This is a genomic window from Streptomyces sp. NPDC021212 (genome assembly GCF_044332925.1).
Taxonomy (GTDB): domain Bacteria; phylum Actinomycetota; class Actinomycetes; order Streptomycetales; family Streptomycetaceae; genus Streptomyces.
Genome location: NZ_JBIRPZ010000004.1, coordinates 615,532 through 630,717, shown reverse-complemented (window position 1 = coordinate 630,717; position 15,186 = coordinate 615,532). Strand labels below are relative to the sequence as shown.

Below are 15,186 nucleotides of genomic sequence, written 5' to 3'. Positions count from 1 at the left end.
TGCTCTGCCTCAGGCACCGGCAGGATGCGGCTGGGGCGCCAGCACCGCGGAGACCACCGCGTGGGACGAGGTCATGACATCGGCCACGAATCGCAGCCGCCCGGTGTCGAGTTGGCGCAGTGCGCGGCCGTGGTCCGCGGCGACGACAAGAGCGGCCGCGAGCAGAAGAAGACGCCACAGGGCCATCACCGGGCGGCGCATCGCGCGGGGCAGTTCCGCCAGGGAGGCGTGCAGTCGCTCGCAGTGAAACGGGACATGGCGCTGCTCGTCGGACAGGATCCGCCCCGCCACGTCCGCGGTGAGCGAGTCGTCGGTGCCCTCGCGCAGGGCACGGTAATACCGCAGCGCCACCACTTCCGCGATCATCAGCACCAGCAGTTCCATACGCAGGCCCAGGAGACGCCGGAGCCGTACGAAGAGCACGTCGCTCCAGTGCCCGGGCAGAGTCGGCATGCCCCCGCAGCCAGCAGCCGAGCGAGGAGACGGGCGTGATTCCGTTCCTCGGCGATGAAGAGCCGGACCGCCTGCCCGTAGTCGGCGTCGCCGGCCTGGTCCGCTTTGCCGACGAGGTTGGCCCCGTCACCGTCCTCGCCGACCTGGAAGCGCTGGATGCCGGCCCACACCGCCGGATGCAGCGTCGCGCCCTGCTCCCAGTCCGGATCACCCTGGGCGTCCCTGTACGCGCGCTCGTCCTCGAACCGCCTTGTCCACTTGGCGAAGTCGCCCGTGTGCACCCGGTCTCCCGTCTCCTGGGCACAGCCACCGTGCCCCGGAGAGGGACGACGCACGCGGACGCCAAAGCGTTCCAGGCGGAAGGTCGCCGCGGAGAGGCCCCGATGGGGTTGGCCATCGGGGCCTTCGTATGCGCGGAGACCAAGCCGGGGCGGTCAGACCTTGGCGCAGATCGCGAAGACGCTGATGCCCACGTTGTCGGCATCGGTCTGGCGGCCCAGTCCGATCCAGCCCCTGTGGTCATCGGTGGGGAAGCTGCCGACGAGGATGGCGGTGTTGCCGCGTGCCTCGGCGCCGCCGCCGAGGACCTTCTTGCCCTTGGGGCAGTTCACGGTGCGCCGCTGGAAGTTCGGGACGTTCTCGTTGGGCAGCGTGACCACCTGGTACCCGGGCACTCCCTTGCCCTGGTGGGAGTGTCCATGCTTGCCGTGGTGGCCGTGCTCACGCTTGCCGTGGTGGCCGTGCCCGTGCTTGCTCTGGTGGCCGTGTTCACCGTTGCCGTGGTGCGAGTGTTCACGCTTGCCGTGGTCGCCGTACCCATGCTTGTCGTGGTCGCCGTACCCATGCTTGTCGTGCTGGGAGTGCCCATAGGAAGCGGACTTCTTGGCGCCGTGGTCACCCGCCTGGTAGTCGCCGTCTGCCGCCCACGCGACGCCCGGCGTCAGGGCCATGGCCAATACACCGGCGGCGATGACGAGCCTTCCGCGCATGTGTCTTCCTTTCATCGCGGGTCCCTGGAACGGGACCGACACGTGGGAATGGTGACCGGGCACAACAGGAAGTAAGTCGCAAAAAGACGTAAATCCTACTAATGAGGGATGGGTCGTCAGCGTATGGGTGCACTGCCTCTCGTACGGTCCATGGACGACAGCATTCGGGTTCGCGCGACCTCTTCCGGGGAGGCGGGGGCGATGGCGGACATTCACACCCGTGCTCGTTCCGCCTACTACTTGGCGGGGGGAGCGGCTGAAGAGGTCTCGGACAGCCCGGCCGTCTACGCGGAACGGGAGGCCGCGTGGGCTCGGGCCATCGCTTCGCCCGGGCTGGCCGCCCTGTGCGCCGAGGTCCGGGGCGAGGGGGTGGTCGGTGTGCTGGCGATGGGGCCGCCCAAAGACGCGGATGTCGATGCGTCGCTCTACCGGCAGCTGTTCCAGATTCATGTCCATCCGGACTTCTGGGGACGTGGGGTGGGCGGGGCCTTGCACGACGCGTTCACCGGGCACCTGGCGGCGGGCGGGTTCACCGGCGGTGTGCTGGAGCGGTGGGAGGCCAACGCGCAGGCCGGGAGGTTCTACGCCAAGCGTGGCTGGCACGAGGACGGCCAGCGGCGGGCCGGGCCCCGGGGCACTGACTACGTACGGATGCGGTTGAGCATCGGCTGATTGACGGGGCAACCCGGCGGTGTCTTCAGGGCGTCCTTGGGGCCATGGCCATTGCTTTTGCCCTCATCCAGAAGCTGCTGCGCTTCGCCCGGTTGCAGACGCGCAGCTGTGCGTTCGCCGTGGCCCTGCCTTCCGGGGCCGCGGCGTCCGCTGCCGGCCAAGGCCCGCGGCTTCTTCGAACGGCCCGCCGTGCGGCGCGCCTTGGACCGGGTGACCGGTGTCGTCCTGATCGCGTTCGGGGTCAAGGTCGCGGCGACGAAGCCCTGACGTCCCGGTGGGCGGAACGCCTTCGTTCCCGCGGGGGAAGCCGCGGCGAACAATCTCCGCCCAAAGCCGAGCGCGACATTGAGGAGTCGGCATGGCAGACGAGACGGGCGCCGCGCGCGAAGTACGCAAGGCAGTGATCGCAAGCTTGTTCGACAACGCATTGGAGTGGTACGACTTCTTCCTTTACGGCACGGCCGCCGCGCTTGTGTTCAACACCCTGTTCTTCCCCACCTTCAACCCGCTCGTGGGCACGCTCGCCGCCTTCGGCACCAACGCGGTCGGCTTCCTCGCCAGGCCGCTCGGCGGCATCATCTTCGGGCACTTCGGTGACCGGCTCGGCCGCAAGTCGATGCTGGTGATCACCTTGGTGATCATGGGCGTCGCGGGGCGGGGGCGTCCTGGCCGATCGCGCTGTCCCTCATCGGCATGGGCGCGATCACCGTGATCTCGGGGGCGGCCGCCCCCGAGACCAACCCGAACGTCCGCAAGGACCGCGAGGCCCCGGCGGCCCAGGACGCCGAGTCCGCGGAAACGCAGGCCGTCTGACCGGCCGTCCCGGCCGCCAGCGGTCGCGGCGATGATGAGGTCCACCGCCGAAGCACTGCGATGCTCGCCGGCCTGCGCCATGCGGTGCTGTACGGCGCCGACCCAGCGGCCTGCGTTCTTCGGCACGGACGCGTCGGGGTACAGGTCCGTGAACATCTCCACGATCTCGTCCTACTCGCGCCGGTTCCCAGCGCCGGAGCAGATGGCGAAGCTCGACGCGGCGAGGGGCGGGACGGCCCCGTACCCGTACTTCCCCTACCAGCGACAGGAAGGTTTCGCCCGGCTCAACCCGCCAGTGTGGTGATCGCCTTGGTATGGGACGAGGACAGGGGTACGGGAGGCGCGGGTGGGTAAGGGGCGCGCAGGCACCCGGGGCCGATCATGGCCGGTTCCGGCGTCCCCTCAACGCTCCGGGAGAGACATGGCAGCACGGCCGTTGACCTTCGTCGTCGGAACCGGGCGGTGCGGCTCCACCGCTCTGTCGGAGGTGCTGCGTCTGCACCCCCACATCCTCAGCCTGAGTGAACTGATGGCCTCCCTGGAGCCGAGCGCGCTGCCCGAAGGGCAGCTGTCAGGGGAGGAGTTCTGGGAGGTGCTGGCGAGCCCGCCCGCCTTCGCCAACCGGCTCATCCGGGAGGGCCTCGGGCTGCCGGAGCACACCTACCCCGGCTCGGCGCAGGGAGGGCGGTTCTCGGCGGAAGGGGGTGGGATCCCGGCGGTGGCGATGACGACGCTGCCGCATCTGAGCGACGAGCCGGACGCGCTGTTCGACGCGCTGCGGCCCGTGGTGTGCGCGCGGCCCCGGGGGCCGGTCGGGGACCATCACCGGGCCCTGTTCGACGCGCTGGCCGAGCGGTTCGGCAGCCGGTCCGTGGTGGAACGGTCCGGGTTCTCGCTGCGGCTGGTGCCCCGGCTGCGGGAGGTGTTCCCCGAGGCGCGGTTCGTCCATCTGTACCGGGACGGGGCCGACTGCGCGCTGTCGATGAGCCGCCACCCGGGCTTCCGGATGATCCAGCTGATGCGGGAGGACGGCGATGTCCCGGGCGAGCTGGCCGCGTTGATGAGCGACGAAAGCGCCGAGGTCAAGACCCTGCTGACGCGGCCCGTGCCGCTGACCGCCTTCGGGCGGCTGTGGTCGGACACCGTGATCGAGGGGCTGGCGCACCTCGACGCGCTGCCGGGCGGGCTGGTGCTGCCGCTGTCGTACGACGCGCTGCTCGACGCCCCCGACGCCGAACTCACCCGCCTGGCGGCCCACCTCGGCGTCGAGCCGCTGTCCGGGTGGCTGGCCGGGGCGCGCGTGCTGCTGGACGGCGGGCGGCGGGGCAGCGCCGAGCGGCTGCCGCCGGCGGAGCTGGCCGCGCTGCGGGAGAGCTGCGCGGCGGGGGCGCGGGCGCTGGGGGCGTAGGGCGGCCTACGGCACCCCCAGGGTGGCCGCGGGGGTGCCGCGCCGGTGTGCGGCGGCGGGGCGGGGACCGTGCCGGTGCCCGGCGCATGGCCGGTGGCTGGCGCACGGCCGGTGCCCGACGCAGGGCCAGTGCCCACCCCGTGCCCGCCACGAAGCCAGTGCCCGACGCACGGTCAGTGCCTGGCGCAGGGCCGGTGCACGGCCAGTGCCCGGCACGAAGCCGGTGCCCGGCACGAAGCCGGTGCCCGGCGCAGGGCCGGTGCCCGGCGCACGGCCAGTGCCCGGCACAGGCCCAGTTCCCGGCGCACGGCCGGTGGCCAGCACAGGGCGGTGCCCGACGCACGGCCGACGCCCGGCACACGGCCAGTGCCCGGCGCACGGCCGGTGCCCGTCCCGGGCCGGGGCCGCGGTCCGTCCTCGGGGGCCCCGGCCCGTACGGCCCTCGGGGCCCGGGGCGTGCCCGGGGATCCAGCCCCTCCGGCGATTGAGGAGCGGGGCCCGGGGCGGAGCGCCGGATTCGGGAAGGGGCGGGGTGGGCAGCGGACCTTCGCCGGACGCGCCGTCAGTAGCCCGCCTTGGCGTTGACGCGGCGCGGATAGTAGCGCTCGTCGCCGCGGCGCTCGTAGTTCTTCCAACGGGGGGCGTCGCCTGTCGGGTGGTCGCCGAGGATGGTGACGCGCTGGCCCTTGCGGTAGGCGGAGTAGTCGTTGATGGCCAGGTGCTGGGTCGCCCTGTTGTCCCACATGGCCACCGCGCCGGGCTGCCAGCGGTAGCGGCAGTTGAAGATGGGCTGCTCGGAGTGCTCGAAGAGGAACTGGAGCACCGTGTCGCTCTCGTGCCTGCTGAGCTGCGGAATGTGGGACGACCACATGCGGGTGACGTACAGCGAGCGGCGCCCGGTCTCCGGGTGGACCCGCACCACCGGGTGCTCGGCCTTCATCTCGCCGACTTCGGGCGCCTTGAGGACGTGGACGGCGGTCAGCCCGTCGAGCATCTCGCGGTACGGCTCGGACAGCGTCTCGTACGCCAGGTACTGGTTGCTCCACATCGTGTCGCCGCCGGACTCCGGGCAGGTGACCAGGTGGAGGATCGAGGCGACCGGCGGGTTGGGGCTGAAGGTGACGTCGATGTGCCATTCGTCGGCCTTGCCGCCCTTGTCGGACTCGATCAGGGCCAGCTCCGGATGGCCCTCGACCTTCGGCAGGAACGGATGCACCTCCACCTCGCCGAAGCGCTTGCCGAGGGCGATGTGGGCCTCCGGGGTGAGGTGGGACTGGTCCGGGAAGAAGATCACCAGGTAGCGCAGCAGCAGTTCGCGGATCCGCTCGAAGTCGGCGTCGCCGATGTCCGTCAGATCCATCCCGAAGATCTCCGCGCCGAGGGCGCCGGACACCGGGCGTACGACTGCTTCCTGTTTCCGCATGAACACGGTCCTTTCAGGTCTGGGGGACGCGGTGGGCGCGGGGGTCGGGCAGGACGCCGAGCTGGTGGAGGCGGTCCAGAAACGTCATCGGCCGGGGGCCCAGGCCGGACATGTTGTACGTGACGGTGTGCAGCAGCCGGGGATTGCGGCCCGTGAAGCGGACCGCCCGGCGCCCCACGACCCGGCCGCGCCAGGTCAGGTCGGTGACCATGCGGGCCGCGTTGTCGCTGGTGGTGGCGGCCTGGGCGAGGATCGGCCGCCGCTCGGCCTGGTAGGCGCGAAGGGCCGCGTCCACGGTGGTGGGGGACGGAGGGAGTCCGTCGAGGTGGTCGGCGAGTTGGTCGGCCAGGGATGCCGCGCAGGTGATCGCGGTGTTCATGCCCTGGGCGGCCATCGGGTGCACGGCGTACGCGGCCTCGCCGACGAAGGCCATCCCGGGGACGGCCAGCCGGGGTGAGAGGAAGCGGGACACCGGCAGCATCTGCCTGCTGTCCAGACCGGCCAGCAGCGGCCCGGCCAGCGGCTCCAGCGCGGGCACCTCCGCCACCACGCCCTCGGCCCAGGCGGCCAGGGCCGCGCGGTCGCGGGCGCCGCGCAGTTCGTCGGGCGCGGTCTGTACGTACAGCCGCACCCGGTCGCCGGGCAGCGCGTACACCAGCCTCAGCCCGCGCGGGCTCAGGTACGCCGAGAAGTCGTCCGGGCGGGGCGCGCCCGCGAGGTCGAACGACACCAGGCGGTGCGGGTAGTCCACGCGCCGGGCGCCGATGCCCGCCGCGCGGCGCAGCCGGGACGAGATGCCGTCCGCGGCGACCGTCAGCGGCGCGCGGACCTCGTACCGCCGTCCGCCCTCGGTGACGGCCACGCCGCTGACGCGGCCGCCCGGGCCATCGCGCAGGGCCTCCTCGACCAGGGCGCCCCGGCGCACCTCCACGGTCGGGCCGAGGCCCTCGGCGAGCGCGTCCAGGATGGTGAGGTGGTCGTGGGAGAGCAGCCACCGGTCGCCCTCGGGAAGTTGGCCGTAGTCCAGCGCCATCAGCGGCGTTCCGGCCGGGTCCCGGACCACCAGGTGGCCCAGCCGCACCCCCGCCCGTTGCTCCAGCAGCCGCTCGGTCCCCCAGCGGCGCAGGACGCGCAGCGCGCCCGGCTGGAGCACCTCGCCCTTGGCGACCGGGCGCAGCCGGGGCTGCTTGTCGACGAGGAGGACGCGCAGCCCCAGTGCGCCCAGGGCATGCGCGGAGGCGAGTCCGCCGGCGCCCGCGCCGCACACGACGGCGTCGTACCGCGTACTCGTCCCGCTCATGCGGAGCCCTCCGCCGGTCGATCCACCGGTCGCAGGGACGCGGTGCGCAGCCCGGCCAGGGCGCGGAGCGCGAGCCCGGAGGCGATCAGGTCGTCCGCGTAGCGGTAGCAGAAGCGGATGTACTCGTTCACCGGCGATCCGGCCCAGCCGCCGTCCGGCCGCTGGGCATCCGTCAGATGGTGCGCGGCGGCCGTCACGGGCCGCGAGCCGGGGTCGTGGCCCGCGGCGAGCAGGGCGTACAGCGCCCAGGCCGTGTCCTCCACCGTGCCCGGCGCCGCGCCGTCCTCGCCCGCGGAGGCGCCGCCCCAGGAGCCGTCGTCGTGCTGGGCGCGCAGCAGCCACGCGCTCGCCCTGGCGGCCGCCGGGTGCGCGGCACCGACCGTGCGGCACAGGGTTTCCAGCACCACCGACGTGCCCGCCGTACGGCCCCGGTACCACAGGGCCTCGTACGAACCGTCCGCCCGCTGCTGGGCGATGAGCCAGCGCACGGCCTTCGCCACGCGCCGGTCACCGGCGCCCGCGCCGTGGTCCAGCAGCGCGCGGACCGCCTTGGCCGTCATCTGCGGGCAGGGGCCGAAGCCGCCCGGCTTGCTGTTCCGTACGGCCAGGCTCCAGGAGCCCGCGGAGTCCTGCGTACGGGTCAGCCAGTCGATGCCGCGCCGTACGTGCGGGTCGTCATCGCCGCCGGGGAGGCGGAGCAGCACCGAGCTGATCTCCGCGGTCTCCAGCGCCATGGGCCAGCTGTGCGCGCTGGAGAAGCCCCAGTAGCCGGGCGGGCAGCCGAGGGCGGCGAATGGGGTGTTCTGCTGGCGCCCGTGGAACATCGCGCGGGTCGGCGTCAGCCGGGGGTCCTGTGCGTACCCCGCCTCCAGGAGGGCGGAGGCGGCGAAGCTCGACCAGGTGACGTCCAGCGGCATCAGCTCCCACCCGCCGTCCGCGTCGGCCGCCGACCGCAGCCACCCGGCGGCGGCCCGCACGATGTCCGGGGCGAGACCGGAGCGGGCGGTGCCGACGCAGATGAGGCCGGTCAGCCAGGGGTCGGTGCTGAACGCCCCGCTCCCGCCCTCCCGTTCGTACGCCTCGCGGACTATGGCCAGCGCGGCGGGCCGGGCCAGGGCGTTGAACCGCCGCCGCACCAGCCCCTGGGTGCGGCGGCGCACCGTGGCCTGGCCGAGCGCCATGCTCGCGAGGATCGGCAGCCGCAGGCTGAGCAGCCGCCGCGCGGGCCCGGGCAGCAGCAGCAACTCCAGCGGGAGGCGCGGCAGCGCCGCCTCGTCCAGCCGGCCCGCGAGGGCGCCGAACTGCCGGATCAGCCCCGCCATCACCGGCTCCGGCAGCGCCTCGGGGCCGCCCAGCTGGGTCAGCCGCTGCCGCCCGGCGCGTACGGCGGGGTCCGCGCGGCCGGGGGCGACCAGGTCGAGCGCGTCGGTGACGACGGCGGTGGTCAGCACCTCGTCGGGCACGCCGCGCATGGCCCATCCGCCGCTGTCGCGCTGCGCCTTGACGAGCCGGTCGACGCCGCGGGCGGTCTCGGGGCCTGTGGCCTGGGCGAGGTGGAGGGCGATGAGGGCGAGGGCGGTGTTCGCCGGGGAGAACCGGTCTTCCGTCGCGTCGGGGGAGAACACCCCGTCCGGCCGCCGCCGGGCGAAGAGCGCCTCGGCCCCGGCCGCGACGGCGGCGTCGATCCGGTCGGTCGACAGGGGGGTCACCATGGGCTCGGACGGTCCTTCCGTAGTGCGGCGCGGAGGGGCTGCTGCGGATCGTCGGCACCGGAGGAGCGGTCGCGCGGTGCGCCACGTTCGGGGTCGGGCCCGGCCGTATCCGGCGCCGGGTCGGTGTGCGGGTGCGGCAGCGGGGCGGGGTGCGGGTGCGGGTGCGTGCGCCGGTCCGGGCGTGGATGCGGGTCCGCAGGCCGGTCCGAGTGCGGGTCCGGGCCCCTGTCCCGGTGCGGGTCCGGGGCCGGATCCAGACGCCGGTCCGAGTGCCGATCCGGGGCCGGGTGCGGTTTTTGGGCCAGGTGCGAGTCCGGCAGCGAGCCGGGAGACCGTTCCGAGCGCGAGTCCGGCAGCGGGTCCGGAGACCAGTCCGGGATCGGGGTCAGGTGCCGTTCCGCGCCCCGGCTCAGGTGCCGTTCCGCGCCCCGGGCCGGGAGTTCCGGGTCCGGGAGGGCACTCAGACGTCCCGGAGTCGCGTCCGGGCGCGCGTCGGAGCGGATGCGGGGCTCCTCGGGCCGGGGGGTGTCCGGGGGGAATTCGTGGCGGGCCCGCAGGCGGGCCTGGGTCAGGAGGCTGAGGGCGAGGAGTGGGATCAGCAGCGCCAGGGCCGGGGGCAGGCCCCAGCCGCCGGACAGCACCGCGGCCGCCAGGATCAGGCGTTCGGCGACCAGGACCTCGTGGGCCCGTAGCGCCCGCCCGGGGGTCAGCGGGGCCGCGCCGCGCAGGAGCGGGGTGAAGGCGCTGATGCCGCAGGCCGCCGCGACGGCCAGGAGGGTGCCGAAGGCGGCCCGGCCGCCGGGGGCGGTGAGCGGTACGCAGGACGCGGCGATGACGAGCGCGGCCGCGTACAGCAGGGCGGCGGTGCGCGCCGCGTAGCGGACGCCGCGGAGGACGGGGAGCGTGCGGTAGCCGCCGCTGCGGTCGCCGTCGACGTCGCGGAGGGTGCCGACCAGGTTGGACGCCGTGTCGTGGGCCCAGAAGGCGACGGCGGAGAGCAGCACCGCGGGCCACCGCGGCTCCGTTCCGGCCGTCATCGCCCCGAAGACGACCGTGAGGGCCGTCAGCGCGCCCCGCACCGCGTTGCCGGACAGCCCGCGGCCCTTGAACACCTTGCTGTACGCGACGATGCCCGCCATGCCGCCCGCGACCAGCAGCAGCGCGGGCCAGGCGGCCAGGGCGGTGACGACGGCGGCCGCGACGGCGCACAGGACACCGGAGGCCACGGCCGTGCGGGGGCTCAGCCGCCCCGAGGGGATCGGGCGCTGAGGTTTGCCGATGGCGTCCAGGTCGCGGTCGAAGTAGTCGCCGAGGTAGTGCCCGGCGATCCAGCTCAGGGTGGGCACGGCCCAGGCGGCCCACAGGTGCGCCGACGAGGGTGAGCCGTCGGCCAGGGCGGCACCGGCCAGGCCGACCAGGCCGGGGTAGGAGAGGGTGTACGGCCTCCAGGTCTGCAGATGCGCCCCGCAGCCGGTGACGAGCGCGGTGGCGAGCGCCCCGGACACGGTCATCGCTCCCGGTCGGCGGAGAAGTCCGCGATGGCGGCGAGCGCGGCGGAGCCCTCGGTCGGCGGGAGTTCGGCGAGGCGGTTCTTGGCGTGGGCGACCTCCGCGCGGGTGCGCTCGCGGGCGGCCGCCAGCGCGCCGGTGGAGTCCAGGACGCGGCGTACGGCGTCGTGGGCGTCCGGCGCGGGGAGCGTGCCCCGCAGCGCGGTCCGCAGGGCTTCGCGGTCGGCGGCGTCGGCGCGCTCGTACGCCAGGAGGACCGGGAAGGTGGGGCGTCCGTTGGCGGTGTCGCTCAAGCCGGACTTGCCGGTGGCGGCCGTTTCGCTGGTGTACGGCAGCAGGTCGTCGTGCATCTGGAAGGCGAGCCCGAGGTGTTCGGCGTAACCGGTGAGGGCCCGCTGCGCGGTGGCGTCGCCGCCGCCGAGGAGGGCCCCGGCGTGGCAGGCGCCACGGAAGAGCGCACCGGTCTTGAGCGAGATCATCATGAGATAGGGGTCGAGCCCGCACCGCACGTCCCCGCACAGTTCGGCCTCCATCGCCTGGCCGCGGCACAGGTCGACCCCCGCGCGGGCCAGGACCCGTACGGCCTCCAGCAGCCGCTCGGCGGGCAGGCCCTGGTCGGCGCACTCGGTGACTGCGGCGAACATGCCCATGATCAGGGCGTCGCCGGTGACGACGGCGTCGGCGACCCCGTACCGCGCCACGACCGTGGGACGGCCGCGGCGCAGCGCGTCGCCGTCGATGACGTCGTCGTGGACGAGCGACCCGGCGTGCAGGTACTCGACGCCGAGCGCGGCGGGCAGGCTCTCCTCGTAGCTCCCGCCCACGGCCCCGGCCGACTCCACGACCAGCAGCGGGCGCAGCAGTTTGCCCGCGGGCAGCAGGGCGTAGCGGGATATCCGGTGGACGCGCTCGCCGCCGGACGGCCAGCGGGATTCGAGGTCGCGCAGCAGGCGGGCGAGGGTCGGGTGGGCGGCGGAGAGCGGATCCGCGGGGGCGGTCACCGTGGTGTGCGGGGCGCCGGTCACGGCGCCTCCTCGCCGGCGCGGGCCGCCCCTCCGGTGTGCCCCTCCGTGTCGCGCAACTTGGCGGCCAGCAGCGCGAACGCGTCGTTCGCCGCGGGCTCGGCGATGGTCACCCGTACGCCCTCGCCCGGCTTTCCGCACACCAGCACGCCGTGGTCCGCGCAGAACTGGGTGAACCGCTCGACGCCGGACTCCATCGGCAGCCACAGGAAGTTGGCCTGGCTGGGCGTCACGTGCCAGCCCTGTTCGGTCAGGACGCCGTACAGCCGCTCCCGCTCGCGGGCGGTGTCCTCGCACTGGCGGCGGATCGCGGCGGACTCGGCGAGCGCCGCGACCGCCGCGGCCTGGGCGGCAGCGCCGACCCGGTGGAACATCAGGGCGCCGCGCAGCGGGGCGAGGGCGCGCTCGTGCCCCACGAGGTAGCCGACGCGCAGGCTGAGCAGGCCGTACGACTTGGAGAAGGTGCGCACCACGCACACCCGCTCGTCCTCCCGGTACAGCTCGATGCCGTGGGCGACGGCGGCGGCGTCCGTGTCGGCGAAGTCGATGTACGCCTCGTCGATCAGCACGGTGACGTGGGAGGGCAGCAGGCCGAGGAAGCGCCGCAGCGCCGCCTCGCCGACGGCGGTGCCGGTGGGGTTGTTGGGGTTGCAGACGATGACCAGGCGCGTCTGGTCGGTGACGGCGGCCGCCATCGCCTCCAGGTCGTGGGTCTCGTCCCGCAGCGGCACCCGAACGGTGCCGGAGGCGGCGTTGGCCGCCATCATCGGGTACGCCTCCCAGGACGGCCAGGCGTGCACGGTGTGGGTGTCCGGTCCGGTGTGGCCGGAGAACAGCAGCTGGAGCAGCGCGCCGGAGCCGGGGCCCACGGCGACGTCCCCGACCGGCACCCCCAGGTGCTCGGCGATGGTCCGGGACAGGCCGAATCCCAGTGCGTCCAGGGTGCGATGCGCCTCGGCGGCGGTTTCGGATACGGCCCGCAAGACGGCTGGAAGGGGTGGGTGGGAGGTCTCGTTCAGCGACATCTGATGCTGTACGGCGCCCTGCGCGAGCACCGGTTGCATTCTGTTCCAGCCGTCTTTGTCAGACATGTTCCATTCCAATCCGCGGAAATTCTAGGGAAATCCCGCAAGGTTTGGATCGGCAGCGCACCGAATGATGGGGGTGGTCGGTGGTGGAGGCGGCGGCGGCGAATACGAAAATCAGCCCGGCAGACCCGGCGAACCAGGTGACCAGCGGCCGCCACGGCGTCGCTTCCACGAGTGTGGGGGCGCCGGGACCATACGTCCAATAAGGATCTTCCCGGCATCCATAAACACCTTTTACAGTGTTCATGTGCTCGACATCCATCAGTTGGCGGTCATAGCAGGCGTGGCGCGCGCGGGTTCCTACACCGCCGCCGCCGAATTACTGGGTTACACCCAGCCCGCCGTCAGTTACCGCATGCGCGCGCTGGAACGCACCATCGGCGTCCAGCTCGCGGTCCGGTCCGGGCGCGGGGTGCGGCTCACCCCGGCGGGCCACCGGCTGGCCCAGCACGCCGAGTCGGTGCTGTCCGCGCTGGGGGCCGTCGAGGACGAGTTCCGTACGTACGCCGCCCACGCGCGCGGCATGGTGCGGGTGTCCGCGATCCACAGCGCCTGCGCCTCACTGCTGCCCGGCGCGGTGGCCCGGATGCGGTCGGCCCGGCCCGATGTGCAGATCGTCCTGGAGCGGGCCACCTCCCCGGACGCGTACCGCTCGCTCCAGGACGGGACGACCGACGTGGCCCTGGTGAGCGTCCGCGACGGCGCCCGCCCGGACGAACCGGACGGCGGCACCGCCCCCGAGGCCGATGTGGTGGACCTCCCGCTGATCAGCGATCCGCGGTGTGTGCTGCTCCCGGTCGACCACCCGCTGGCCGGCCTGCGGACGATCCCCCTCAGCGCGCTCGCCGACGAGTCCTGGGTGCTGGACGAGGACCGCGACGAGTTCACCGCCGCCTGCGCCCGGGCGGGCTTCGAGCCACGCACCGTCGCCCTCACCAACGACCCCTCCACCGCCCACGACCTGGTCGCCCACGGCGTGGGCGCGGCCGTCGCGGAGGGCCTGGCGCTGCCGCCGCACCCCGACCCGCGGGTGGTGGCCCGCCCCCTCCGCGACTGGCCGCCGCGCCGGGTACACGCCCTGCTGCGGGCGGAGTCGACGCGGGCCCCCGCGGTGGAGGCGCTGCTCACGGCCCTGCGGGAGGTGGTGGAGGAGACGGGTGCCGGCAGGGTGACGGGATGGGGTAGAGTAGATCTTGCAACACCGCCCCGAGGGGCGGAAGTTGATGCGTCGGTCGTCTAAGGCAAGATACTCGTCTCCAAACGAGGGATGTAGGTGCAAGGCCTGCTCGGCGCTCCATAAGAGATCCCCCTTCTGGTTCCAGGAGGGGGATCTTTCGTGCGGGCGGTCAACGGAGAAGGCTTGCGTAGATCGTCTTGCCCCGGCCGCGGGTGATGGTCACTTCCCGGGACAGACGGCGGACCATGTGCCAGCCGAAGCCGCCGGTGCCGGTGCTCAGGTCGGGCGGGCGGGCCCGGGGAACCGCCGGGTTCGGGTCGCTGACGGCGACGGTCACCGTGTCGGGGCCGGCGGAGAGTTCGAGGGTGTACCGCCCGCCCCCGTGGCGCAGCGCGTTGGTGGCGAGTTCGGACACCACCAGGAGGATGGCGTCGGCCACGTCCGGGTGCGGGGGCGGGTTGAGCCCCCTGGTGAATGCCCTGGTGACGGCACGGGTGCGCTGAATACCGCCAGGACTGTCACCCCGCACCACGGTCGAGGCCGTGGGCCGAGCGTTGGCGATCTTCGTGCCGTTCATACACGTACACCCCACGTCGGATCGGATATGCCGCTTGCAGAGGCTCGTGTGCCCGCTGTTCCGCTCCGCACGCTTGACTGGCTCCGGCACTCCAGCTCTTCGATCTTCTCCGTCGATGAAAATCTGTCGTGGTGACTGTAGACATCAGCGGATCGCGAGAGTTAGATTTCCTGTCGTAGTCACGGCGCCCCGATGAGGGCGCGGCAGACGGACGACGACTAAGGAGGCCGACATCATCAGGATCGCCCGGGCGAGGAGTTGAGTCCGCTCGGGTACCGCACGCCCCGGAAGGGAAGGTGGTCCCCGGTCAGATATCCGCGATCCCCGCATACCTGTCGCCTCAGACAGGTTCGCGGACAATGGTGTTGAACCCCTCGGGGCCCTGGAGCCGATTCGGCGCCAGGGCCCCTCGACGCGCGACCGACGACATGAAGACGAGGTGTCCATTGGCCGAAGACAGGCAGCACAGCCGGCTGGACGATGACGACTACCCCGCGTACACCATGGGCCGTGCCGCCGATCTGCTCGGCACCACAGCGGCCTTCCTGCGGGCCATCGGCGAAGCCGGTCTCATCGCGCCGCCGCGCTCGGAGGGCGGCCACCGCCGCTACTCGCGCCACCAGCTGCGCATCGCCGCCCGCGCCCGTGAGCTCGTCGATCAGGGCACCCCGATCGAGGCCGCGTGCCGCATCGTCGCCCTGGAGGACCAGCTCGAAGAGGCCCGGCGCACGAACGACGAACTGCGGCACGACATCCCGGCGCCCCGGCGCGACGGCGATTGCGCGGCGGGCCCCCGGATGGGGTAACGTAGATCTTGCAACGCCGCCCCGAGGGGCGGAAGTTGATGCGTCGGTCGTCTAAGGCAAGATACTCGTCTCCAAACGAGGGATGTAGGTGCAAGGCCTGCTCGGCGCTCCATAAGAGATCCCCCTTCTGGTTCCAGGAGGGGGATCTCTTCGTCTGCGCACTCACCGCACCGGCGTCGCCCGGGTGCCGACGCCGGCGCCCGCGGCGGAGGACAGGTCCAGCTCGACGCCGCGGCCG

General features: G+C 73.2%; 12 protein-coding genes, 2 tRNA genes and 4 pseudogenes. 9 read left to right on the top strand and 9 right to left on the bottom strand.

Features of this window, described 5'->3' with window-relative positions:
• Positions 1–9: 9 nt before the first annotated feature.
• Positions 10–734 (bottom strand): annotated as a pseudogene (locus ACH4SI_RS14385) (ferritin-like domain-containing protein).
• A gap of 153 nt (positions 735–887) precedes the next feature.
• A complete protein-coding gene (locus ACH4SI_RS14380; protein WP_398296000.1) occupies positions 888–1,442 on the bottom strand; it encodes a hypothetical protein in 555 nt (184 codons plus the stop codon).
• Between the two features lie 201 nt (positions 1,443–1,643).
• Between ACH4SI_RS14380 and ACH4SI_RS14375 the strand changes: the two genes are divergently transcribed.
• The 5 genes and pseudogenes from ACH4SI_RS14375 to ACH4SI_RS14355 all read left to right on the top strand — a co-directional run bounded on the left by ACH4SI_RS14375 (position 1,644) and on the right by ACH4SI_RS14355 (position 4,335).
• Positions 1,644–2,114 (top strand): GNAT family N-acetyltransferase, encoded by a 471-nt coding sequence (locus ACH4SI_RS14375; protein WP_398295999.1) that lies wholly within the window; start codon positions 1,644–1,646, stop codon positions 2,112–2,114.
• A 156-nt stretch (positions 2,115–2,270) separates the two neighbouring features.
• Positions 2,271–2,381, top strand: a pseudogene (locus tag ACH4SI_RS14370) (LysE family translocator); the annotation flags it as partial.
• 91 nt (positions 2,382–2,472) lie between these two features.
• Positions 2,473–2,766 (top strand): annotated as a pseudogene (locus ACH4SI_RS14365) (MFS transporter); the annotation flags it as partial.
• A gap of 354 nt (positions 2,767–3,120) precedes the next feature.
• A pseudogene (locus tag ACH4SI_RS14360) lies at positions 3,121–3,231 on the top strand (aldo/keto reductase); the annotation flags it as partial.
• A 117-nt stretch (positions 3,232–3,348) separates the two neighbouring features.
• On the top strand, positions 3,349–4,335 hold the full coding sequence (locus ACH4SI_RS14355) for a sulfotransferase family protein (RefSeq protein WP_398295998.1): 987 nt from the start codon (positions 3,349–3,351) through the stop codon (positions 4,333–4,335).
• Positions 4,336–4,897: 562 nt separating this feature from the next.
• Here the strand turns inward: ACH4SI_RS14355 and ACH4SI_RS14350 are convergent.
• Genes ACH4SI_RS14350 through ACH4SI_RS14325 form a run of 6 tightly spaced genes read right to left on the bottom strand, consistent with a single transcriptional unit; the run spans position 4,898 to position 12,391 of the window.
• Complete coding sequence (locus ACH4SI_RS14350) at positions 4,898–5,758, bottom strand: TauD/TfdA dioxygenase family protein (RefSeq protein WP_398295997.1); 861 nt, start codon at positions 5,756–5,758, stop codon at positions 4,898–4,900.
• 13 nt (positions 5,759–5,771) lie between these two features.
• Entirely contained in the window at positions 5,772–7,058 is a 1,287-nt protein-coding gene (locus ACH4SI_RS14345) for an FAD-dependent oxidoreductase (RefSeq protein WP_398295996.1), read from the bottom strand.
• Positions 7,055–8,770 (bottom strand): prenyltransferase/squalene oxidase repeat-containing protein, encoded by a 1,716-nt coding sequence (locus ACH4SI_RS14340; protein WP_398295995.1) that lies wholly within the window; start codon positions 8,768–8,770, stop codon positions 7,055–7,057. The genes ACH4SI_RS14345 and ACH4SI_RS14340 overlap by 4 nt, the downstream gene beginning before the upstream one ends.
• Positions 8,764–10,281: a UbiA family prenyltransferase gene (locus ACH4SI_RS14335; protein ID WP_398295994.1), complete on the bottom strand. Its 1,518-nt coding sequence runs from the start codon at positions 10,279–10,281 to the stop codon at positions 8,764–8,766. The genes ACH4SI_RS14340 and ACH4SI_RS14335 overlap by 7 nt, the downstream gene beginning before the upstream one ends.
• Complete coding sequence (locus tag ACH4SI_RS14330; protein ID WP_398295993.1) at positions 10,278–11,303, bottom strand: polyprenyl synthetase family protein; 1,026 nt, start codon at positions 11,301–11,303, stop codon at positions 10,278–10,280. Before ACH4SI_RS14330 ends, ACH4SI_RS14335 begins: the two co-directional genes overlap by 4 nt.
• Positions 11,300–12,391 (bottom strand): aminotransferase class I/II-fold pyridoxal phosphate-dependent enzyme, encoded by a 1,092-nt coding sequence (locus ACH4SI_RS14325; RefSeq protein WP_398295992.1) that lies wholly within the window; start codon positions 12,389–12,391, stop codon positions 11,300–11,302. The genes ACH4SI_RS14330 and ACH4SI_RS14325 overlap by 4 nt, the downstream gene beginning before the upstream one ends.
• Before the next feature lie 244 nt (positions 12,392–12,635).
• On the opposite strand from ACH4SI_RS14325, the gene ACH4SI_RS14320 reads away from it, so the two are divergent.
• Together ACH4SI_RS14320 and ACH4SI_RS14315 are read left to right on the top strand one after the other, a co-directional pair.
• The gene (locus ACH4SI_RS14320) at positions 12,636–13,628 is read left to right on the top strand and encodes a LysR family transcriptional regulator (protein ID WP_398295991.1); all 993 of its coding nucleotides are present in this window, start codon (positions 12,636–12,638) and stop codon (positions 13,626–13,628) included.
• Positions 13,614–13,685, top strand: a tRNA-OTHER gene (locus ACH4SI_RS14315). Before ACH4SI_RS14320 ends, ACH4SI_RS14315 begins: the two co-directional genes overlap by 15 nt.
• 49 nt (positions 13,686–13,734) lie before the next feature.
• Here the strand turns inward: ACH4SI_RS14315 and ACH4SI_RS14310 are convergent.
• Complete coding sequence (locus ACH4SI_RS14310; RefSeq protein ID WP_398295990.1) at positions 13,735–14,142, bottom strand: ATP-binding protein; 408 nt, start codon at positions 14,140–14,142, stop codon at positions 13,735–13,737.
• Positions 14,143–14,570: 428 nt separating this feature from the next.
• Between ACH4SI_RS14310 and ACH4SI_RS14305 the strand changes: the two genes are divergently transcribed.
• Both ACH4SI_RS14305 and ACH4SI_RS14300 read left to right on the top strand, forming a co-directional pair.
• Positions 14,571–14,948, top strand: a complete 378-nt coding sequence (locus ACH4SI_RS14305) for a MerR family transcriptional regulator (RefSeq protein WP_398295989.1) — start codon at positions 14,571–14,573, stop codon at positions 14,946–14,948.
• A gap of 40 nt (positions 14,949–14,988) precedes the next feature.
• Positions 14,989–15,060: transfer RNA gene (locus ACH4SI_RS14300), tRNA-OTHER, on the top strand.
• Positions 15,061–15,186 lie beyond the last annotated feature (126 nt).